The following is a 20,213-nucleotide window of genomic DNA, read 5'->3' on the forward strand; positions in this document are numbered from 1 at the left end:
CGTGGCTAACCCAGCCACAGGCAAGGAGAGTGGGTACGGCATGGAACGCGTCCTGCTGCATGTGCGTGCCCTCCACCGGCTGGAGCCCGCCAACGCGGACCACCTCGCTGCCCTGCGGGTGGCCCTCAGCGTCGCCGTCCCGTCCCTGCTCCTGCTTGCCGCGGGCCGGACGGACCTCATCATCTACGCCGTCTTCGGCGCCCTCACCGGGATGTACGGCCGGTCCGAACCGCACCAGCTGCGGATCCTCCACCAGTTCCAGGCAGCCCTGGTCCTCCTGGGCGGCGTCTCGGTGGGCGTGTTCCTGTCCGTCAACCACATCCACTCGTGGGCGCTGGTGGCCATCGAAGCTGCGCTGGCGGGCGTGGGCTCGCTCTACTCGGACCGCGTGCGGCTCAAGCCCAACGGCCCGTTCTTCGGCATCCTGGCCCTGGGAGCCTGCGCGTCGGTGCCCATGGCGGTCCCCTGGTACACAGTATTGCTGATTGCCGTGGGGTCGGCAGCGTTCGCCATCCTGGTGGGCTTCGCCGGGTGGGTCCGTCAACGGCGGTGGCAGCGCGGGGCCGTCCGCATTCCCGCCGCGTCGCAGCCGCTGGACCGCCGCGCCATGCTGATCCACGCCGCCCGCTACGTGCTGGCCGTCGGTGCCGCCGGAACCGTCGGCGTCCTCACCGGAAGCGGCCACCCGCACTGGGCCATGGCCGCCGCGGCTGTTCCGCTGGCCGGCGCTGACCTCCCCAGCAGCGTCCGCCGCGGGGTCCACCGCATCGTGGGGACGTTCGTGGGGCTGGCCGTGACCGCCGTCGTGATCCTTCCCGCCCCCTGGACGCTGCCCGGGCTGTTCCCCGGGCAGCAGGCCTTGGTCCTGGCGCTGCTGGTGATCCTGTTCCAGTTCACCACCGAGCTGTTCATGACGCGGCACTACGGCCTGGCCATGGTCTCCTTTACCCCGGTGATCCTGCTGATGACCCAGCTCGCGGCACCGGCAGACCCCGGCGTCCTGATCCTGGAGCGCGCCATCGAGACCCTGGTGGGCGCCCTGGTGGGCATCGCCGTTGTGGTTGCCGTCCGCCGGCGGGGTTCACGCTCCCCCGCCCTCCTCCTGGGGCTTGCGCGGCGGCCCCGCCATTAGCCTTGGCGGAGCGATCCGGGCGAGCGCTGCCACCACCTTGTAGCGCTTGGACGGGATCGAAACGGCTTTTCCCTTGGCGTTGTCCGCCAGCCCCTCCCGTACCACGCGCTCGGCCGCCAGCCAGGTCCACTTCGGTGCCACGGACTTGTCCATCCCCATGCGGTCGTGGAACTCGGTGTGCGTAAAACCCGGGCACACCGCCGTCACTTTGATGCCGCGGGTCCGGTAGGCCAGGTTGGCCCAGCGGCTGAAGCTCAGCAGCCACGCCTTGGCGGCCGAATAGGTTCCGCGCGGGAGGAAAGCGGCAATGCTGGCCACGTTGATGATCCTTCCCTCACCACGGTCCAGCATGCCCTTGAGCGCTGCGTGCGAAAGAACCAGGGCGGTTTCTGCGTGCAGCTTCAGGTGCCGCTTCTCCTCCTCCACCGGGTTGTCCTCGAAATTGTGCAGCAGCCCGATGCCCGCGTTGTTGACCAGGATGCCCACCGGCCGCTGCGGATCGGAGAGGCGTTCGACGACGGCGGCCACGGCGGCGTCGTCCGTCAGGTCGGCCGGGAGCACCTCGGCCGTGGTTCCGTAGCGCCGTTCCAGCTCCGCGGCGGCTTCCTCGAGGCGGTTCCTGTTGCGGGCCACCAGCACCAGGTGGCAGCCCTCGGCGGCGAGCTGGCGGGCAAACTCGGCGCCCAGGCCTGCGCTGGCGCCGGTGACCAGGGCAGTGGTCCGTGAAGTGGTCTGCGTCATGCAGCCAGCCTAGCCACCGCTGCCCCGATTTGGCTCCGTCTTTCCCTCGGCTTCGCCTGTGGTTTCACCGGCGAAGCGCGCCAGCGGGTTGGCCAGGCGGCCGGCCATCTGCAGGCCTCCGGACGGATCCGTGAGGTCCAGCATCTGCTGGTTGTTCCGCAGCTGCAGGCGGTTAAGGCAGGACAGCTCAAAGTCCGCAGCGAACAGGTTGTGCCGGGCGAATTGTCCGGCCAGCCCGGGGTGCTGTGCCTGGTAGTCCCGGACGGCGGCGGCGGCGGTACGCCAGAAGGCCTCCTGCGGAAGCGTTCCGTCGTCGTCGAGCAGTGCAGCGAGGAAGCGGAAGATGCAGTCGAAAATGTCGGTGAAGATGGCCAGCACCTTTTCGCCGTCGGGGATGTCCGCCCGGATCCGCGCGACCTCCTCGGGGAGGTCCAGCCGGTCCCCCATCACCACGATCTCTTCGGCGATGTCCTTCATGATGGCACGCACCGGAACACCGTCCTCGAGGACCAGGATGACATTCTCGCCATGCGGCATGAAGGCCAGCTCGTAGCTGTAGAGGCAGTGCACCAGCGGCACCAGGTACGCCTCGAAGTAGCGGCGCAGCCAGTCCTCGGGGGCCAGGCCGGACCGCTCGATCAGGGCGGAAACCATGGACTTTCCGGCGGAATCCACGTGCAGCAGCGCGGCCATGGTGGTCAGCTGCTGCCCGTCTTCCAGGAGCGGCAGCGGACTTTCCCGCCACAAGGCAGAGAGCATCTTCCGGTACGGCGAACCGCTGGCGGATGCGGCCTCGTAGGTCCTGTTGTGGTAGCCAATGGCGGCGATCTCGCCGATCATGGTGAACCCGCGCTGTTGCAGTGCGGCGTCGCTCCCGATCAGCTTCCGCAGCCAGTCGTTAATGGCCGGCGTGGCCTTCATGTAGTGGGGGTGAGAGGCCGCGCATGAAGCCCATGTTCAGCACGGACATGGCGGTCTTCACGTAGTTCCGCGAGGGCCGGCTGGTGTTGAAGAACGTCCTGATGGACTGCTGGGCCTGGTAGGAATCGGTACCGGTTCCCAGGTAGACAATGCGCTGCCGGGCGATTTCGGCCGCGAAGGTGAACGTGAGCTTGTTCTCCCACTGCCAGGGGTGGACCGGCATGAAGAAGTACTGGTCCGGGTCCAGGCCCTGCAGCAGCAGCTCGCTGGTGAAACTGCCGGCCAGCGGGCCCAGTTCGGCGTCGAGGTGTGCCGCATAGTCCAGGCCGCTGCTGGTGCTGGCCACGGCGTGGCTGCGGTGCACGGCGATCCATTCCAGCAGCACCGGCGCCCCGGTTTCCGGCGCGAACGCCAGGTAATCGCTGACGCCGAACCCCAGCCGGCCGTTGTTGGCCACGAAGCAGGGGTGGCCCTCGGTCATGCACCGCTCGATCGCCTGGAAGTCGGCAGCGACGTCCTGACCACCGGTCACCCCGGCGGCCAGTTCCCCGGCGGTCGGCTGGCCGGCCCATTGCTTGTAGGCATGGCTGGCCAGGGTGCTGCTGACCTCCTCCAGGTAGACCGGGAGCATCTGGAGGTTGATGCCGAGCGTCTCATGGAACACCGTGATGAACTCCAGCACGTCCAGCGGCGCTTCGGTGCCGTCCTGGAGATGCCGGATGGAATCGGCGCTGATGGACCAGTGCTCCAGCTCCAGGATTCTGGCAGTGAACCGGTATTCGTGGGAGCCATCGGCGCTGGCAAGGCGGTAGGCGTTGGTTTCCGGAGCGCCAGGCACAGGCTCGGGTGTGAGGATCCGTTCGTGCGAGAACTCGGCGAGCGCCTTGCGGAGCAGGTGCCGGTTGGCGGCCTCCCACCGGTCCCCTTCGAGGTGTGGCGCTGCTGCTGCGGCCGTGTTGGTGGTGGATTCGAGCTGGACGGTCATAGTGCTGCGGCTCCCTGCAGGTCTTCGGTGCGGTTGGTTTCCATACGGGCGGAAGTTTCCAAGGTGGGAAGGGTTGCGCGGGCGGCCAGGTAGTCGGCCCGGGTGCAGAAGCTGAGCAGCGCATCCTTGTCCGGCAGCCCCACAACTCCCGAGGGCCGGAACCCGAAACGTTCGTTGAGGGCGTGGATTTTCGTGTTTCGGGCGTCGGGCTCCACCACGATGCGCTCCAAGTCGGGCCTGGCGAACAGCCGGGCCAGGACGGCATCCATGACGGCGGTGGTGAAACCCGGCTCCGGAACGCCCGACGGCGGCGCCACCAGCAGGTGCATCCCTGCGTCGCCGGGAAGGACGGGGTAGGCGGCGGCCAGCGGTGAGGACGCCGGAAGGTACTCCTCCATCAGGAAGGCGGGGACGCCGCCGTCGAGCCCCAGGAGGGCGTGGTGGTGGCCGCTCGCCTGGATCTTCGCGTATTCGTCAATGACGCCGGCCTCGGTGGCGGACAGCATTCCCCAGAACGAGGCGTAGGGCTGGGTCACCCAGCTGTGCAGGAGGGGGGCGTCTGCCACCGGGTCCACGCACCGGAAGGTGAACCTCATGCCGGCACCTCCACGGCCACGTTCCCCGCTGCGGGGGCCGGATGCACTTCCGGGACGGAAGGGGGCGCCCCGAACTGTTGGAAGGCGATGCTGCGTTCCACCGGGTACACCTCCCGGCCGGTCATTTCCCGGAGGATGCAGGAGTTGCGGTAGGCGCCCATGCCGAGGTCCGGGGTGACGAACCCGTGGGTGTGCAGCTCGGCGTTCTGGACGAAGATCTCACCCGGCTCAACGCCGGTGCTGTAGTTCCGGTCCACGGCGAAGCGGCCGGAACCGTCCCGGGCAATCCGGTCCTGCACGCCGGTGAGGAACGCGGGTTCGCGGTAGCCGTACCCGGTGGCCAGCACCACGGCCTCGCTGTCCAGGGTGTAGGACGTGCCCTGTTCGCCATGCGCCAGGTGCAGCCGGTGGGTTCCAGCGGCCGCGTCCCATTCGGCGGCCGTCAGCGTGGAGTGGGTGAGCAGCTGGGTGTCCACCATGCCGGACAGGCTCCTGGTGTAAAGGAGGTCGTAGATGGCATCGATCAGGTCCGAGTTGATGCCCTTGTACAGGTTCTTCTGGGTCTTGTTCAGGTGGTCGCGCTGCTCCGGCGGGAGGCCATGGAAGTAGTCCACGTATTCCGGCGAGGTCATCTCCAGGGTCAGCTTGGTGTACTCCAGCGGGAAGAACCGGCCCGAGCGGGTCACCCAGTTCAGCTGGTACCCGCAGGCGTCCGCTTCCTGCAGCAGCTCGTAATAGATTTCGGCAGCGCTTTGGCCGCTGCCCAGGATGGTGATGCTGCGCTGCCGCTGCAGTTCGGCCTTCCGGGCCAGGTACTCGGCGTTGTGGAAGGCCACTCCCCCGTCCCCGGCAGCTGCGGCGGCAAGGATTCCCCCGGCGGCCGCCGGAACGTACGCGGAGGTGCCGGTGCCCAGCACCAGCCGCCGCGCGGACAGCACCTCCGGCCCGTCCGGACCTGACACGGAGAGCCGGTACACGCCGTCGTCGTACGCCACCTCCTGCACGGCCGTGCCGAAACGCACGGATGGCAACTGCCCCGCCACCCACTGGCAGTACTGGTTGAACTCGGCGCGCAGCGGGTAGAAGTTTTCCCTGATGTAGAAGCGGTAGAGCCTGCCCGTCTGCTTCAGGAAGTTCAGGAACGAATAGGGCGAGGTGGGGTCCGCCATGGTCACCAGGTCAGCCATGAAGGGAACCTGCAGGTGCGCGGGTTCGAGCATCATGCCGGGGTGCCAGTCGAAGGAACCGCGCTGTTCGAGGAAGATGCCGTTGAGGCCCTCCACGGGTTCGGCGAGGGCGGCCAGGCCCAGGTTGAAGGGCCCGACGCCGATCGCGGCGAAGTCGAAGATGGTGCCTTTGGCGGGGGTGCTCATGCGGTGGTTTCCTTCTGCAGGAGTCCGGCGCCGGTGCTGCGCAGGAGGGTGATGATGTCCGTGATGTCTTCAAGGGTGGCCTCGGCGTTGAGGAGCGTGAACTTCAGGTAGTGGCGTCCGCCCACCTTGGTGCCTGCCACCACGGCTTTGCCGGAGGCGAAGACGGCCGCCCGGATGGCGGGGTTGAGGGCATCGGCGTCCTCGTCGGAGAGGCGTGCGCCGGACTCGAGTACGGGGCGGTATCGGAACACCAGGGTGCTCAGTTGTGGTGCTGCGGCAACCTCGAAATCGTCGTCGGCTTCGAGGACCGAACCTACGCGGGCGGCGAGGTCGATGGCCTCGTCGAAGAGCGCGCCGATGGCATCCGCACCCATGATGCGCAGGGTGAGCCAGAGCTTCAGGGCGTCGAAGCGGCGGGTGGTCTGAATGCTTTTGTCCACCTGGTTGGGGATGTCCGCCAGGGCGGCGCTCTCCGGGTTCAGGTAGTCGGCGTAGTAGGTGATGTGGCGCAGCATCGCCGCTTCCCGGACCAGCAGGGCGCTGGAACTGACGGGCTGGAAGAAGGTCTTGTGGAAGTCCACGGTGACCGAGTCCGCGAGGCCCGTGCCGTCCAGCAGGTGCCGGTACCGGCCGGAGACCATCAGGCCGCCGCCGTACGCGGCGTCGATGTGGAACCAGGCACTGTAGGCCCGGGCCAGGGCGGCGAGCTCTGCCAGCGGATCCACGGCTCCGAAGTCCGTTGTCCCGGCGGTGGCCACGACAGCCATTGCGGTCAGGCCGGCGTCGTGCGCTTCAGCCATGGCCGTGGCAAGCGCCGCCGGGTCCATCCGGTGGTCCGCGGAGCACGGGACGGTAATGACGGCGTCGAACCCGAGGCCCAGCATGGAGGCGGACTTCTGGACGCTGAAGTGGCTGTCCTCGGACGTGAAGATGCGCAGGGTATCCAGCAGGGCCGGGAGTCGGAGGGATGCCCGGGCGGGGTCCTGGCGAAGGCCTGCCACGGCGTGGTTCCGTGCGATGAGCAGGGCCTGGAGGTTGGACTGGCTGCCGCCGGAGGTGAAGATGCCGTCCGCCGCGCCGCCGAGGTGCAGCCGTTCGGCGGCCCAGTCGACGAGGCGCCGTTCGATCATGGTGGCTCCGGCGCTCTGGTCCCAGGTGTCCAGCGAGGAGTTCACCGCGGACAGGATGGCCTCACCCACCAGCGCCGGGATCACCACGGGGCAGTTGAGGTGGGCGGCGTACTTGGGGTCGTGGAAGTAGACGGCGTCGCGCAGGTACACGTCCTCGAGTTCCTGCAGGGCCGCGGCGGTGTCCGGCAAAGGGGTGTCCAGGTCCACGGCTCCCACGCGGTTCCGCATGTCGGCGGGCCCGACGCCGGTGAACGGCTGGGTGGTCCGCTCCAGCTTGGTTGCCACGGTGGTGACGCCCTGCAGCACCTGCGCAACGTACCGGGGTGAGTTCCGGGCGTTGAAGAGGTGGTTGGTTGCTCCGAGGGCCAGTTCCACACGCGAGCCGAAGTCCTGCCCCGGCGGGACCGTGGTGTCCGGGTCCTGGCGGGGCACGTCGTGGCAGGTGGAGTGGTCCACTTGCGTCTCATCGAGTCGGGGCATCAGCGGCACGGGTCTTCCTTCGGTCAGCAATTTGGGGGCGTTGCGTAGGTAAGCCTTACTTAGGATGCCCTTTTAATCAAACTTTTGTGCCCTATTTCGCTTTTGCCGCGGAATGCCTGGGTTTTTGGGGCATGCAAGAGGTCATTGACTGGCGTGAACTGGGCCCATGATGCACAATTCATGCCCCACCCGCGGCGTACGGGCGGCTGCGGACGGGAATGTCCGGCTTGTCACACCTTTAGTAAGCATGCTTTGCTTGTGGGGATAAATGACCTCCGCAAGCAGTTCGCGGCGGGGCTGGAAGAACAGCCTCGTGAAGAAGCCCAAGGATGAACATCGCATGACCACCGCAACGGAACACCGGCTGACCGCGTCCGGGGAACGCGCAGAGTCAGCCGGCAGCACAGCCCAGCCACTGGACCTGGGGCTGCTGGTCACCCTCAATTCGCGCATGCATTGCCGCACGCCGATGCAGCGGATCGATCCGCAGGACCTGCCCGTCGGGCAGCCTGTTTACGTCGATGGAACCGGGGTGCTGCCCGCCGGGCCGGCCACAGCGGCCGGAACCGTCGTCACCTACCGCTGCGCCTGCGGCTTCACCCTCGACGATCCCGCCTTCAGCGCCACGGTCAGCGACCAGGCCCTGGCCAGCTGACGCCGGAATGCAGGCAGTGCCGTCATTTAGCTGGACCGGTTCGCCTTAGCTGTAACGCTGCAGCTAACCCGGGCCGCTCCCACTAACGGGGCGCCCGATGGCGGCAGCCGAATAACTGCCGCGCTATCCCTCCGGCCAGTCAACGAACTGCTCGTACCCTTCGTGCTTGCGGAGGTAGCTGGAGATGAAGGGGCAGTGTGGAATGACCCGCTTGCCGGTAGCCACAACGTCGTCCAGGGCGAAGTGCGCCAGCACCTTGCCAAGGCCCCGGCCTTCGAAGTCCTGGCCCGTCTCGGTGTGGGTGAAGTCGATGTGGCCCGGCAGGTCCCGGAAGAAGGACTGCACGGCGAGCCTGCCGCCCACCAGCAGTTCATACCGGTGCTGCGCGTCGTTGCGCCGCAGCGTGACATCGGGGGCGAACCTATCCTCGGTGGACAACGTGTTCTCGGTCATGGTTCGACACTGGCACTACTTCACCCCGCTGGCAATGCCCTTCCGCCCCCTCCTGTGCCCGGCACGCCTGCGCGTACCAGCGGCGTCCGTTTTGCGTCGAGGGACCGGACTCCGCCAAGGCAACGCGCCGAGGATCAGTTGGGTGAGGGCAAAGAAGGCGGCTCCGGTTCCCAGCAGGGCAAGGGTGAGGCCGCCCAGTGCAGCATCTGCCACCGGAAGGAAAACCACCACGACGGCGGCCCCCGCCGCGGCGGGCTTGGCACCGGAGCACGGACTCGCCGTCGGGGTGTCCTCGAGGCGCCCGAAGGCGGCGATGACGGGAAGCAGCAGGAGCAGCAGCGCCAGCAGGACCACGGCGCGTGCCCACCACCATTCGGGCGTTCCGGACTCCGGTTTCGGAACGGGCGCAAGGAGCAGCAGGCCGGACAGCGCCACCAACAGGGGCAAGTGCCAGAGATACACCGTAAGGGACCGGGCACCCGCGATCCGCAGCGCCCTGCTGAGCCACGGCCACGAAGCCACCCCCTCCAGGACCGGCCGCGCCGCCTCCATCAGGGCCGCCTGGGATACGCCCAGCAGCAGGAGGCACAGGTTGGGCGGGTTGAGGTTCACCAGCATGTTCCCCGTGTAAAGCCCCAAGCCCGTCACAGCACCCAGGAGGACATTCGCGGCGAGGGCCACCGCTGCCAGCCCGGAGCGTGACAGGCCGGCCAGTTTGCCATCGGCGATGAGGAAGCCCACCTGCTGGACGGCGCACCACAGGAACAGCAGGTTGATGTTGGCCAGGAGCGGCAGGGCGCCGCGCAGGCAATCGACGGCCACCACCAGCGCAGTGAGCAGGAGGAAAGTCCGCCAGGGGGCACGGGCGTGGAATGCGGCAAGCAGGGGGATGTTCAGCTGCGCCGCGAGGTATGCGGCCAGGAACCACAGCGGCATCCCTGCCCCTGCTGCCATCAGCCCGATGACCTGGGGGTGCACACCGAGGAGCTGGGCGGCGCCGAGCCCCAGGAACATCGCGGCAAGCAGGGCCGTGGCGGGCCTGACCAGCCGCAGCAGGCGTGCTCTGATGAACAGGGCAGCCGTGCCGCCGTTTGCCGCAAGCCGCCGCCAGGACTCCAGGCCCGTCATCCCGCCGGTAACGAAGAACACCGGCATGACCATGAAGATCCAGATGACCGGCTCGAACCAGCGCTGCTCGGCGAGGGTGTTCTGCGTGGTCACCGTACCGTCGGCGTGCAGCACGGGGCTGACCATCATGCAGTGTCCCAGCACCACCAGGGCCAGGCAGGCGAACCGGACAAGGTCGATCACCGGATCACGGCCCGCCGTGCCCGTCCGGAGGCTTCCGCTCAGGCCGCCGGCGGTGCCCACCGTGCACCCCGGAGCGTCCCGGCGCTGTTCACAGGACTATTGTGCGCCTGCCACCTGGAGCGGAGAAGGGTTGAGCGGCCGGGGCAGGAGTTGAAGTGCCGCGCAGTTAAAGTGACACAGCTATAAGGCCGAGGACGACGGCGAGCAGCGGCGTGGCGCCTTGGGTTGCGGCCGCGCGGAGGTACTTGCGGCCGGACAGGGCCAGGACCAGCGCCGCCAGCAGCATTGAGCCGCAGCTGGCGAAGATGAGGGTCCATCCGGCCACGTCCTGTGCCGAGCCGTCCGCGCCGAAAGCCACCAGGCCTACGCCAACAAGGGCGCCAACGGCCAGGAACAGGTTATAGAAGCCCTGGTTGTACGCGAGCGGCTTGGTGATCTCCGCGTTTTCCTGGGACTCGATGCTGAAACGCTTCCACGTTGCCGGTTTGGTCCAGGTCAAAGACTCCATCGTGAAGATGAAGACGTGCAGCGCGGCAGCAAGGAACGCGAAAAAGAGGGAGGCCAGGATCATTGCTCGATCCTAGCCTCCCTCCCCTGTGTTCCTTCGCGTCTGGGGCCTAGCGCGTCAGCGTGGCCAGCGTGGCGCCCGCGAACTCTCCGGCGGACCGGTTCCAGTGGCCCAGGAGCGCCTGCAGGTTTTCACCGTCGGCGCGGTGGGCGGGGAGCTGCTCCTGCAGGGTGGCCAGCACCCCGGTGCGCAGCTCGGTGTTGAAGTTGACCTTGCCAACATTCATGGCCGCGGCCTTCACCAGTTCTTCGGCCGGAATACCGGAGGCGCCGTGCAGGACCAGCGGAAGGTGGGTCCGAACGGCGATGTCCTGCAGCACGTCCCAGCGCAACTGCGGGTCACCCTTGTACTTGCCATGGACATTGCCCACGGCAACGGCAAGAAGCTGGGCGCCGGTACGGGCCACAAAGTCTTCCACCTGCGCGGAGTCGGTCAGCCCTGCCACGGCAACGCCGGACTGGTCTGCAGGTTCGTCGTCCGAGAAGGCGCGGTCCTCGTCGCCGGCCAGGCCGCCGAGTTCGGCTTCCAGCACCACATCGGGATACCCGTTGGCTGCCAACAGTTCCCTGGCGGCCACCACCAGGGCGATGTTCTCCTCGTAAGGCAAGGACGAACCGTCGGCGAGTACCGAGTCCGCCCCCGCCGCGACGGCGTCGGCCATCACCGCGAGGTCCGTGGCGTGGTCAAGCTGCACCGCCACCGGCACGGAGGCCGCGTCCGCCAGTCCCCGGAGGGCCGCGATCAGGCGGAGCCCGTTGGGGGTGGCGGCCGTCTTGGGTGCCACCAGCAGGATGACGCCGCGGCCGGATTCCTCGGCCGCGCCCACCACAGCCAGCGCGGTGGTGAAGTCGTAGCAGGTGAAGGCGGGAACGGCGGAGCCCTGCTGCAGTGCGGAGGTGACCAGGTGGTCGAGTCGGGTGCGCATCAGACGCCCAGGCCTCCCACCAGGATCCAGGCCACGAAGGTCAGGGCGAAGCCGGCCAGGCCCAGGACCGTGGTGAGCACGGTCCAGGTCTTGAGGCCGTCGGAGACGGTGAGGCCGTAGTAGCGCACCACGGTCCAGAAGCCGGCGTCGGTGACGTGGGACAGGCCCAGTGCGCCGAAGCCGATGGCGATCACGATAACGGCGATCTGCGCCGGGCTGTAACCGCCCTCCATAACGGCGGAGGTCAGCAGGCCGGTGGTGGTCACGATGGCAACGGTGGCCGAACCCTGGGCGGCACGCAGTGCCAGCGAGATCACGAAGCCGAGTGCAATGACGGGCAGGCCGAGGTGGTCCAGGGTCTGGGACAGCGCCGCGCCGATGCCGGAGGTCCGGAGGACTTCACCGAACACACCGCCGGCGGCCACCACCATCAGGATGGAGGCGATGGGAGGCAGTGCGCCTTCGAAGATTTCACCGGTTTCCTTCAGCGACCAGTTGCGGCGGACGGCCAGCAGGAAGAAGGAGAGGGCGACTGCCACCAGGAGGGCGAAGAACGGGTTGCCGACGAAGGCGGCCAGGCCGTACCAGGAGTTGTCCTTGGGGATGGTCAGCGTACCCAGGGTGCCGAGGAGGATCTGCACGATGGGGGCGGCGATGAGGAAGATGATCAGGCCGGGACGGGGCGGAGCGATGGCGGAGGCGCCGGGGCCGTCGTGGCCCACCTTGACCAGCGAGTCGGAGCCGAACTCCTCAACCTGGGCCTTGACCGAGGGCAGGAGTTCGTATTCCTTGCGGTTCATGATGCTGGCCACCCAGTAGGACAGGAAGCCGAGGGGAATACAGATGGCCAGCGAGATCAGCGTGATCAGTCCGATGTCCGCGCCGAAGACGCCGGCGCCGGCAACGATGCCGGGGTGCGGCGGGACGGCAACGTGGATGGAGAGCATGATGCCGGCCATGGGCAGGCCGAACTTGACCGGGTGGACCTTGGCGATCTTGGCGAAGGCGTAGACGATCGGCACCAGGACGATGACGCCCACCTCGAAGAACACGGGGATGGCCACGAGGAAGCCGACGGCGGTGAGGGCCACCGCGACCCGCTTGGCGCCAAGCTTCTCGGTGAAGTGTGCGGCCAGCGACTGCACACCGCCGGAGACCTCGATCATCCGGCCCAGCACTGCGCCGAGGGCAATCAGCAGCGCCACCTTGCCCATGGTGCTGCCCACGCCGTTGGCCACAACGGTGAACACATCCTTGAGCGGGATCTGGGAGGCCACGGCCACCAGGATGCTGACGGTCAGCAGGGCCACGAAGGCCTGGATCTTGAAGCGGATGATCATTACCAGCAGCACGGCGATGCCAAGCGCTGCGATGGTCAGCAGCAGCGGAGTGCCGAGCTCAACTGCGGGTTTGATGGCCGGGGCGTCGGCCGCCCGCACCATCAGCGGGCTAATGAGGTGGTTCACGATGGGTGTCTCCTTTGACGTGCCAGTCTTCCAGAAGACGGGCAATAAGGCGCCGGTTGTTTCTAGGGGGAGTAACGCGAGAGGTACGACGGCGGCGGAGGGGGGACCGCCGCCGTCGTACGTATTGGGGGGGTGCTGCCGGTTGGTACTTAGTGGGTGCGCTTGGCGGGGGCTACCACCTTGATGACCGCGGAGTCATCGGCGGCGGCGAGGCCCTGTGCCTGGCCCAGCAGGTAGAGCTGCTCCGCAGCGGCGGCAACCGGGGCTGCCAGGCCGGCGGCGCGGGTGGCCTTGCCCACGATGCCCATGTCCTTGACGAAGATGTCCAGGCGGGAGAGGACCTCGGCGCCTTCCTCGTTATAGGCCTCAAGGATGCGCGGGCCGCGGTTGGAGAGCATGAAGGAACCTGCAGCGCCGGCTTCGAGGGCGGCGAGGGTCTTGGCCTGGTCGAGGCCGAGCGCGTCCGCCAGGGCCAGGGCCTCGGCGGCGGCCGCGATGTGGACGCCGCAGAGGAGCTGGTTGACGGTCTTCAGGGCCTGGCCGTCGCCGGGCTTGTCGCCCACCACGGTGAGCGTGGAGGCCAGCAGTTCCAGCGCGGGCGCCGCCTTTTCGCGGGCTTCGGGCGAAGCGCCGACGACGATCAGCAGGTCGCCTTCACCGGCACGCTTGGGTCCGCCGGAGAGCGGCGCGTCAACGAGCTCGACGCCGAACGCAGCCAGCTTTTCGACGGTGGCCGGGATGGCTTCGGTGCCAACGGTGCTGCCCAGGATCACGACGGCGCCCGGCTCCAGGACGGAGGCCACGCCGTTCTCGCCGAAGAGGACGTCGTTGAGCTGCTCGCCGTTGCGGACGGCGAGGAGTACCGCATCGGCACCCTTGGCTGCCTCGCGGGCGGTGCCGAAGGTGGCGATGCCGGCTTCTTCAGCGAGCTTCAGGCGCGGTTCGGCGATGTCGAAGCCGTGCACGGTCAGCTGCGAGGCGAGGCGGGTGGCCATGGGCAGGCCCATGGCGCCAAGGCCCAGGACGGTGACGGTGTAGTTGCTGGTCATGGTGTTTCTCCGTTGAATTTTTGCGGGGCTGGTGGGGAACCGGTGGTGGGCCCACGCCGGCGAGGGCTGGGAGCCGGTGGGTGGGCCCACGCCGGCGAGGGACCCGGCCCGAGCTTGCGAGGGCTGGGAGCCGGTGGGTGGGCCCACGCCGGCGAGGGACCCGGCCCGAGCTTGCGAGGGCTGGGAGCCGGTGGGTGGGCCCACGCCGGCGAGGGACCCGGCCCGAGCTTGCGAGGGCTGGGAGCCGGTGGGGACTAGAAGGTGTTGCTGAGCTTGCGGGTGACCTGGGCCAGGGAGTCGTCGTCGCCCACGTTGCCGGCGAAGACGATGTACGGGATGCCCTTGGCGGGCCCGTCCACAGGTTCCCAGAGGGAGACGATGCCCGGCAGCATGGGGCCGCGGACAATGCCGTGGCGGATTTCCAGGCCGTGGGCTGCGACGTCCGAGGAGGTGATGCCGCCCTTGGCGATGACGAACCGCGGCGGGAAGGTCTTCAGGGTGCGGTTGACTACGGCGACGACGGCGGCGGACACCGTGCGTGCGATCCGGAGGCTTTCGGCGGCGTCGTCGGTCTTGATCAGGAGCCGGCTGGTGTGCACGATGACGTCGCCGCCGCGGAGGGCTTCGACCACGGCGGCCACGGTCTGGTCAAGGTGCGCCTTGGCAACAGGCTCGGCTGTTTCGGTTTCGGCGGCAAGAAGCTTCTCGACATCGATCTCGATGATGCTTGCGGAGCTGTGTTCGGCCGTGAGGACGTTCAGCTGGCGGGTGGTGACGCCCACGTGCGAGCCCACCACGATCAGGCCGCCGGCGGTGGAGGGCGTATTGCCTTCGTAAGCTTCCTCAGCGGTCAGGGCGGTGCGGACTTCCTGGCCGATGCGGCCGCGGACGAACGGCGGGCCGACGCGGTAAAGGAGGTTCTTGCCGCGGCGCTCGGCTTCTTCCAGGCCGAGTGCCAGTGCGCGGAAGTCGTTCTCGGTGACGATGTCCGCCACGATCGGGGTGGAGTTGGTGGCCCCCTCGATGGCGTCGGCGATGGCCTTGGCGGAGATGGCGGGGTCCTGGGCGGCGGAGCCGGCGCGGATAATGTCCAGGTCCAGGACGATGACGGAGTCAGCGGTGAACCGGCCCTTGGACTTTTCCTCCACATATTCCGCCATGACGGAGGTGGCGAAGCCGAAGCTGGCGTCCTTGGCGAATTCGGTTTCGGAGACCGGGACCAGTGTGCCGGCGGTTTCGCCCGTGCCGCGCATGTAGTGCACGCCGCCGATGGTGACGCGGCCGGCGTCGGGGAAGGCGGGGACCAGCACGACGCCGTCGGTGGTTTCACCGCTCACCTCGCTGACCGTGGCGGCGATGACGTCCGGCTCCAGCGGATAGTGTCCGCGGAGGGTGGAGTCGCTGCGGCTGACGAACCCCAGCCGCAGTCCTGCATTTGAGCTGGAACCGGCGGCGGTGAGGGCGTTGCGGACCACTTCCTCGTTACGGACGGCGGCTTCGGCCGGATCCAGGCTGCGGGTGTTGGTCAGGACGTAGACCGCCGGCTTGGACTGGCTGAAGGCCCAGGCGAAATCCTCGACGTCCCACTGGGTGAGCACGGGCAGGTCTGCCACGGACTGCGTTCCGGTGGGGTCGTCGTCGAGCACTACCAGGACGCGGGGAGTCTCCGCGTTGGAAGCGGCCAGGGTGCTGGCCACCAGGGCTGCGGGGATGGGGAAGTCCGCGGGAAAGGCGGCCAGGACGTCTGCTTCAAGCGTCACAGTGCACTCCGTTGTGTTGCGATCCGGGGGCCGGATCAAGGTGTAAATGAATCTGTAAGATGTCTGACATCTTGCATTTGAATGCTAGTGTGGCACACGACATAAAAGACGCGCAAGTAGACTTGTCAGACATATCCGCCGGGTAGACGCCCACGGCAGGAATCGGGGGAACCATGGCAAGGAAATCGTTGGTTGGCGTTGTGGCCGACGAACTGCTGGACCGCATCATCGACGGCGAATTTCCGCCCGGATCAACCGTCCCCGGCGAGCACGAACTGAGCGCCCGCCACGAGGTCAGCCGGATGACGGTCCGCGAAGCCATGAAGACGCTGCAGGCGCAGCAGATCCTCAGCGTTGAGCGTGGCCGGGGCACCTTCGTGAACCCGCTGAACCGGTGGACCTCACTTGAAGCCGTGCTCCGCGCGGCATCGGAGGGCAAGAACGAAGCCGAAGCTTCCGTACAGCTCATCGAACTCCGGCGCATGCTGGAAACCGGAGCCTGCGAGCTGGCTGCAGGCCGGATCTCCGAGGCGGATACCGAATCCCTGTTCGCCTACATTGCGGCGATGAAGGCCGCCCACGCCGTCAACGACGTCACGTCCTTCGTAGAAGCCGACCTCGCCTTCCACGACGTCATCCTGCGCGCTTCCGGCAACGTGTTCGTCTCCGTATTGTTTGAACCGCTGCACCGCGTCCTGGAAAAGCGCCGGGCCGAAACGTCTGCCGTTCCGGCCATCCAGGAGCACGCCATCGGCCACCACCAGAACATCGCAGAGGCCCTGCAGTCAGGCGACGCCACCCGCTCCCGGCTGGCCATGGACGCCCACATGCAGCAGACGCTGGACGACCTGAAGAACCTGGTGCTCCCCGCCAAATAGCCGTCCCCTCGCGGGAATGCACGGCCGGGCGAGACTAAATTTCCGCCGGGGCTAGCTTGCCGGCGGGGCCGTAGTTCCACGGACCACCAGTTCGGTGGCCACTTCCAAAGCTGCGGGCACCGCGCCCAGGCTGTCCTGCTGCTCGATGAGCATGCCCACGGCCATGGTGGCCAGCTGGGCCAGCGGCTGCCGGACGGTGGTGAGCGGCGGCGAGGTCAGCGCGGCCTGGGCGATGTCGTCAAACCCCACGATGCTGAGGTCTTCGGGTACCTGCAGCGAGCGCTGCGCGGCGGCATTCATCACGCCCAGTGCCTGCAGGTCGCTGCCGGTGAAGATGGCCGTGGGCCGCTCGGCCAGGTCCAGGAGGTCGGCACCCAGGCGCATGCCGGACTCGATGCTGAAATCGCCGTCCCGGACAAGCTCCGGCCGGACCGTCAGGCCGGCCTCGTGCAGGGCGGCCGCGTATGCCGCGTACCGCGCCCGGCCGTGCCCAGGGCTGTGCTTGCGCCCGGTGATGATCCCGATCCGGCGGTGCCCCTGGGTCAGGAGATGGCCGACGGCGGCGAGCGCCCCGGAGAACGACGCCGGGCTGACGCTGGGGATATCCAGGCCTTCGGTCCCCTCGGGATCGATGGCTACGGCCGGGATCTTCAGCGACCGCACCAGGGTAACCAGGCGTGAGCCGCTGCGCGGCGCCAGCAGCATGACCCCGTCCAGGCGGTTCGCCGAGGGCTCACGCAGCTTCCGCCAGCGGTCAGCAGTGACATGTTCGGCCCGGACATACGCCACCGCATATCCCAGCCGGTCCGCCGCGGCCTCAACGCCTTCCATGGTGGCCAGGACCCACGGCGAATCGAAGTTGTTGACCACCAGCTGCAGCATCCCGGGCTGGGCCGCGGCGGCGTTCCGCTTGGAATAGTCCAGCTCATCCAGGGCCTGCTGCACTTTGGCGCGCGTGGCGTCCGAGACGTGGGTGCGGCCGTTAAGCACCTTGGAGACGGTGGGTACGGATACCCCTGCGGCGGCCGCAACGTCTGCGATCTTGGGACGCGGGGTGGCGGTCAACGGGGCAGTCCTTGGGGTCATGTGGTTGCGGCGGCGAGCTGCGGGGCAGTAGCCCGGCGAACGGGCGCCGTGTCCACGCGCACGGGTCCCACGATAACACTGCCGCCTTCCTGCGATCCCAGCGGCGAAGTGGCAAAAATCCCCAGTTCCGCGCCGATCCACTTCCCCTGCACGACGCCGAAGTTCCAGCCCTGGACCTCCCACGGCTCCCCGGGGCCAAGGCGCCAGGCAAAGGTGGACCGGGGCGTCCCGTCGGTGCGGATCTGCAGCTCCACCCGGGAAGCCGGGAGGGAGATGCTGCGGCTGGGTGCCTGCTCCGACGCGCCCTCTCCCCCGGTCCCGCTTCCCAGGACGAATCCGTCGGCGGTCCGGACGATGCCGAGCCAGGCGTATTCCTGCCCCAGCACCACTACGCCGGCGCGGGTGCCCACCGGGACATCCTGCAGTTCCAGCGAGGTGGTGAAGGTGGACGGCGTTCCTGGAAGGACCTGCGCCAGGACGTTGGGCAGCTCCCGGAGGTTGACCGGATCGTTGGCCTGCGGCCGGAGGATGAGCCGGCCACCACCGGGCTGGAACGACCAGGAGTGCCGGGGGTTGGCCTGCCAGTGCCATTGCGGGCCCAGCCACGGTGAGGCGAAGTCGTCACTGGCCGGGGGTGCCACGTCCTGCGGCGAAGTACCCCGCGGGTAGGGGTGGCTGGCGACGGGGGTTCCCGGGCCGCCGTCGGGCGCCTGCTTCCCCATCCAGGGCCAGCCGTCCTCGGTCCAACCCATGGGTTGGAGATGGACCACGCGTCCGTAGGGGCCGCGGTCCTGGAAGTGCAGGAACCAGTCCTCCCCCCGCGGCGATGTCACCCAGGCGCCCTGGTGTGGCCCGTTCACCGGACTGTTCCCCTGTTCGAGGACCCGGCGCTCCTCGTAGGGGCCGAACGGCGACCTCGAACGGAAGACGGACTGCCAGCCGGTAGCCACGCCGCCGGCAGGCGCGAAGATCCAGTACCAGCCATCCCGCTTGTAGAACTTGGGCCCCTCCAGCGTGGTGTAGCCGGGCAGGTCGCCTCCGTCGATGACGGTGGTTCCGTGGTCCAGCAACTTTCCGGCGTCGGCGCTCATGCGGTGCACCGTGAGGCGGTTCTTGATCCCGATCCGGCTCTTTGCCCACCCGTGAACCAGGTAGGCCTGGCCGTCGTCATCCCACAGCGGGCACGGATCGATGAGCCCGCGGCCTGCATACAGGAGGTGCGGCGCTGTCCACGGCCCCTCAGCTTTTTCGGCGCTCAGCACGAAGATGCCGTGGTCCGGATCCGGGTAGAAAATCCAGAACCGTCCGTCGTGGTACCGCAGCGCGGGCGCCCAGACGCCGCCACCGTGGCGGACCAGGGAGAAGTGGCTGCCCTGCGGAAGCTGCAGCAGGGCGTGGCCGGCATGCTCCCAGTCCACGAGGTTCCGGGACTTGAGGATGGGCAACCCGGGAACGCGGTTGAAGCTGGACGCAACCAGGTAATAGGTGCCGCGGACCTGGACGGCATCGGGGTCCGGCCAGTCGGCATTGAGGATGGGATTGGCGTACACGGGGACGGAGTTGCGCGAGGTCATGATGTCCTGTCGGGATGGCTGGGCGTGCGTACGGCGGGATGATGCTCAAGAAGGTGGAGCGCCTGGTCCGGTGATGCCACCGGGCCGTCGTGGATAACGGCGTGCAGCGACTGCTCCAGCGGATGTGCGGCGTCGGCCACCGCTTTTTTGGACCAGGCGACGGCGGGGCCTACGCCCAGATAGCCCTCCGAGCGGATGAACCAGGGGCGGACGGGATTGTCCTGGGCGAGCACCACCGTGACGGGTGCGCCGCCGGTGACGGTGCTGATGGCAAGCCAGGGCGAGCGGGATCCGTGTGCCGCATCTGCGCCCGCACCGGCAGCGGAAAAGACGCGGGTTCCGGAGCAGTCCGCGGGGAAGCGCCAGAAGATGCCGCCGTATCCGGCGCCGCTGCGGCCCTTGACGGCCGACGACGACACCTCCAGGGCGGGAACGTCGCCTGCCGGGACCATTACCGACGTCAGGGACAGGCTCCAGGTTCCCGGGGCCGGGTGCGCGAAAACCTCCATCGAGCGGCGTTCCTCTGCCAGGAGGGTTCCGTGCCTGGACGTCCACAGCACGGTTCCGGCGGCACGGCCGGCATCATCGCTCCAGCCGTCCAGGGCCTGGTTGCCGTGGTTGGACAGGACCACGGGTCCGCGGTCCTGCGTGTACGTGGACCCGCCCCAGAAGTTGGTTCCGTTCAGGTCCGAAAAGGCTACGGACAATCCCAGGTGGTGGATGTGGTCAGCCGGTGCGACGTCAGTCAGCACGGTTCCTGACAGGGAGCGGACAGGGTGGAAGTACGGCCTCGGTGCACTGGCCGGCGCAACACCTGAGCCGGAAACCAGGGTCAAGAGCCGCGCGGGCTCAAGGGCTGGGCTGGGCAACGGTGCCTCCTTCCGGTGGGAAATCCATCGCCCTTATGACGATGGAAAACAGCATAAGCAGACCGAAAAGAATCAGCAAGAGTTTCAGAAACTTTCTGCTCTCAAATTTGCATAGGTTTTAGAAAAGGTGTTGACAGTCACAACTGCGGCTTGCTAGAAATCGTTTACTCACTTCTTTCGTATCCCTGCCGTGGATTGGCTTTTGACTCGCTGGCAGTGAATTTCGATGGCAGAGGCAGCAGAAAGTTTCTGGAAAATTCA

Annotated in this window: 17 protein-coding genes and 1 pseudogene; 3 read left to right on the forward strand and 15 right to left on the reverse strand. The window is 67.7% G+C overall.

What is annotated here, in order from left to right:
- Nucleotides 1-40 precede the first annotated feature (40 nt).
- Nucleotides 41-1,132 (forward strand): FUSC family protein, encoded by a 1,092-nt coding sequence (locus QE394_RS07185; RefSeq protein WP_349035383.1) that lies wholly within the window; start codon nt 41-43, stop codon nt 1,130-1,132.
- Here the strand turns inward: QE394_RS07185 and QE394_RS07190 are convergent.
- The 5 genes and pseudogenes from QE394_RS07190 to QE394_RS07210 form a co-directional block, all read right to left on the reverse strand.
- On the reverse strand, nt 1,082-1,873 hold the full coding sequence (locus QE394_RS07190) for an SDR family oxidoreductase (RefSeq protein WP_268159644.1): 792 nt from the start codon (nt 1,871-1,873) through the stop codon (nt 1,082-1,084). The two genes, QE394_RS07185 and QE394_RS07190, sit on opposite strands and share 51 nt — an antisense overlap.
- 9 nt (nt 1,874-1,882) lie before the next feature.
- Nucleotides 1,883-3,779: pseudogene (locus QE394_RS07195) on the reverse strand (IucA/IucC family siderophore biosynthesis protein).
- Nucleotides 3,776-4,375, reverse strand: a complete 600-nt coding sequence (locus QE394_RS07200; protein WP_349034146.1) for a GNAT family N-acetyltransferase — start codon at nt 4,373-4,375, stop codon at nt 3,776-3,778. The pseudogene QE394_RS07195 and the gene QE394_RS07200 overlap by 4 nt, the downstream one beginning before the upstream one ends.
- Entirely contained in the window at nt 4,372-5,748 is a 1,377-nt protein-coding gene (locus QE394_RS07205; RefSeq protein WP_349034147.1) for a lysine N(6)-hydroxylase/L-ornithine N(5)-oxygenase family protein, read from the reverse strand. The genes QE394_RS07200 and QE394_RS07205 overlap by 4 nt, the downstream gene beginning before the upstream one ends.
- Nucleotides 5,745-7,367 (reverse strand): pyridoxal-dependent decarboxylase, encoded by a 1,623-nt coding sequence (locus tag QE394_RS07210; RefSeq protein ID WP_349034148.1) that lies wholly within the window; start codon nt 7,365-7,367, stop codon nt 5,745-5,747. The genes QE394_RS07205 and QE394_RS07210 overlap by 4 nt, the downstream gene beginning before the upstream one ends.
- A 331-nt stretch (nt 7,368-7,698) precedes the next feature.
- Between QE394_RS07210 and QE394_RS07215 the strand changes: the two genes are divergently transcribed.
- The gene (locus QE394_RS07215; RefSeq protein ID WP_056082467.1) at nt 7,699-8,013 is read left to right on the forward strand and encodes a hypothetical protein; all 315 of its coding nucleotides are present in this window, start codon (nt 7,699-7,701) and stop codon (nt 8,011-8,013) included.
- A gap of 123 nt (nt 8,014-8,136) precedes the next feature.
- On the opposite strand, the gene QE394_RS07220 is transcribed toward QE394_RS07215, so the two are convergent.
- The 7 genes from QE394_RS07220 to QE394_RS07250 form a co-directional block, all read right to left on the reverse strand.
- On the reverse strand, nt 8,137-8,466 hold the full coding sequence (locus QE394_RS07220) for a GNAT family N-acetyltransferase (protein WP_056082469.1): 330 nt from the start codon (nt 8,464-8,466) through the stop codon (nt 8,137-8,139).
- A 15-nt stretch (nt 8,467-8,481) separates the two neighbouring features.
- Entirely contained in the window at nt 8,482-9,837 is a 1,356-nt protein-coding gene (locus QE394_RS07225; protein ID WP_349034149.1) for an acyltransferase, read from the reverse strand.
- A gap of 106 nt (nt 9,838-9,943) precedes the next feature.
- Nucleotides 9,944-10,348: a DUF1304 domain-containing protein gene (locus tag QE394_RS07230; protein ID WP_056082476.1), complete on the reverse strand. Its 405-nt coding sequence runs from the start codon at nt 10,346-10,348 to the stop codon at nt 9,944-9,946.
- A gap of 46 nt (nt 10,349-10,394) precedes the next feature.
- Nucleotides 10,395-11,270: a class II fructose-bisphosphate aldolase gene (locus QE394_RS07235; RefSeq protein ID WP_349034150.1), complete on the reverse strand. Its 876-nt coding sequence runs from the start codon at nt 11,268-11,270 to the stop codon at nt 10,395-10,397.
- On the reverse strand, nt 11,270-12,736 hold the full coding sequence (locus QE394_RS07240) for a GntP family transporter (RefSeq protein WP_268159660.1): 1,467 nt from the start codon (nt 12,734-12,736) through the stop codon (nt 11,270-11,272). Before QE394_RS07240 ends, QE394_RS07235 begins: the two co-directional genes overlap by 1 nt.
- A 149-nt stretch (nt 12,737-12,885) precedes the next feature.
- Nucleotides 12,886-13,785, reverse strand: coding sequence for an NAD(P)-dependent oxidoreductase (locus QE394_RS07245; protein WP_349034151.1), 900 nt, complete (start codon nt 13,783-13,785; stop codon nt 12,886-12,888).
- A 254-nt stretch (nt 13,786-14,039) separates the two neighbouring features.
- Nucleotides 14,040-15,545 (reverse strand): four-carbon acid sugar kinase family protein, encoded by a 1,506-nt coding sequence (locus tag QE394_RS07250; RefSeq protein ID WP_349034152.1) that lies wholly within the window; start codon nt 15,543-15,545, stop codon nt 14,040-14,042.
- Nucleotides 15,546-15,718: 173 nt separating this feature from the next.
- Here QE394_RS07250 and QE394_RS07255 point away from each other — a divergent pair, with 173 nt between their 5' ends.
- Nucleotides 15,719-16,423, forward strand: a complete 705-nt coding sequence (locus tag QE394_RS07255) for a FadR/GntR family transcriptional regulator (RefSeq protein WP_056082490.1) — start codon at nt 15,719-15,721, stop codon at nt 16,421-16,423.
- Between the two features lie 51 nt (nt 16,424-16,474).
- On the opposite strand, the gene QE394_RS07260 is transcribed toward QE394_RS07255, so the two are convergent.
- The 3 genes from QE394_RS07260 to QE394_RS07270 are packed head-to-tail and all read right to left on the reverse strand — an operon-like array spanning nt 16,475 to nt 19,952.
- Complete coding sequence (locus QE394_RS07260) at nt 16,475-17,488, reverse strand: LacI family DNA-binding transcriptional regulator (RefSeq protein ID WP_349034153.1); 1,014 nt, start codon at nt 17,486-17,488, stop codon at nt 16,475-16,477.
- A 17-nt stretch (nt 17,489-17,505) separates the two neighbouring features.
- Nucleotides 17,506-19,083: a family 43 glycosylhydrolase gene (locus tag QE394_RS07265; protein ID WP_349034154.1), complete on the reverse strand. Its 1,578-nt coding sequence runs from the start codon at nt 19,081-19,083 to the stop codon at nt 17,506-17,508.
- A complete protein-coding gene (locus QE394_RS07270) occupies nt 19,080-19,952 on the reverse strand; it encodes a DUF6807 family protein (protein ID WP_349034155.1) in 873 nt (290 codons plus the stop codon). The genes QE394_RS07265 and QE394_RS07270 overlap by 4 nt, the downstream gene beginning before the upstream one ends.
- Nucleotides 19,953-20,213 lie beyond the last annotated feature (261 nt).

The organism is Pseudarthrobacter sp. SORGH_AS 212, assembly GCF_030818145.1.
GTDB lineage: Bacteria > Actinomycetota > Actinomycetes > Actinomycetales > Micrococcaceae > Arthrobacter.

Excerpts from the sequence above, each read along its gene's own strand:
- QE394_RS07245 (WP_349034151.1), bottom strand. The coding sequence starts at position 13,785 with ATGACCAGCAACTACACCGTCACCGTCCTGGGCCTTGGCGCCATGGGC.
- QE394_RS07185 (WP_349035383.1), top strand. The coding sequence starts at position 41 with ATGGAACGCGTCCTGCTGCATGTGCGTGCCCTCCACCGGCTGGAGCCC.
- QE394_RS07205 (WP_349034147.1), bottom strand. The coding sequence starts at position 5,748 with ATGAGCACCCCCGCCAAAGGCACCATCTTCGACTTCGCCGCGATCGGC.
- QE394_RS07265 (WP_349034154.1), bottom strand. The coding sequence starts at position 19,083 with ATGACCTCGCGCAACTCCGTCCCCGTGTACGCCAATCCCATCCTCAAT.
- QE394_RS07190 (WP_268159644.1), bottom strand. The coding sequence starts at position 1,873 with ATGACGCAGACCACTTCACGGACCACTGCCCTGGTCACCGGCGCCAGC.
- QE394_RS07230 (WP_056082476.1), bottom strand. The coding sequence starts at position 10,348 with ATGATCCTGGCCTCCCTCTTTTTCGCGTTCCTTGCTGCCGCGCTGCAC.
- QE394_RS07220 (WP_056082469.1), bottom strand. The coding sequence starts at position 8,466 with ATGACCGAGAACACGTTGTCCACCGAGGATAGGTTCGCCCCCGATGTC.
- QE394_RS07255 (WP_056082490.1), top strand. The coding sequence starts at position 15,719 with ATGGCAAGGAAATCGTTGGTTGGCGTTGTGGCCGACGAACTGCTGGAC.
- QE394_RS07215 (WP_056082467.1), top strand. The coding sequence starts at position 7,699 with ATGACCACCGCAACGGAACACCGGCTGACCGCGTCCGGGGAACGCGCA.
- QE394_RS07200 (WP_349034146.1), bottom strand. The coding sequence starts at position 4,375 with ATGAGGTTCACCTTCCGGTGCGTGGACCCGGTGGCAGACGCCCCCCTC.
- QE394_RS07235 (WP_349034150.1), bottom strand. The coding sequence starts at position 11,270 with ATGCGCACCCGACTCGACCACCTGGTCACCTCCGCACTGCAGCAGGGC.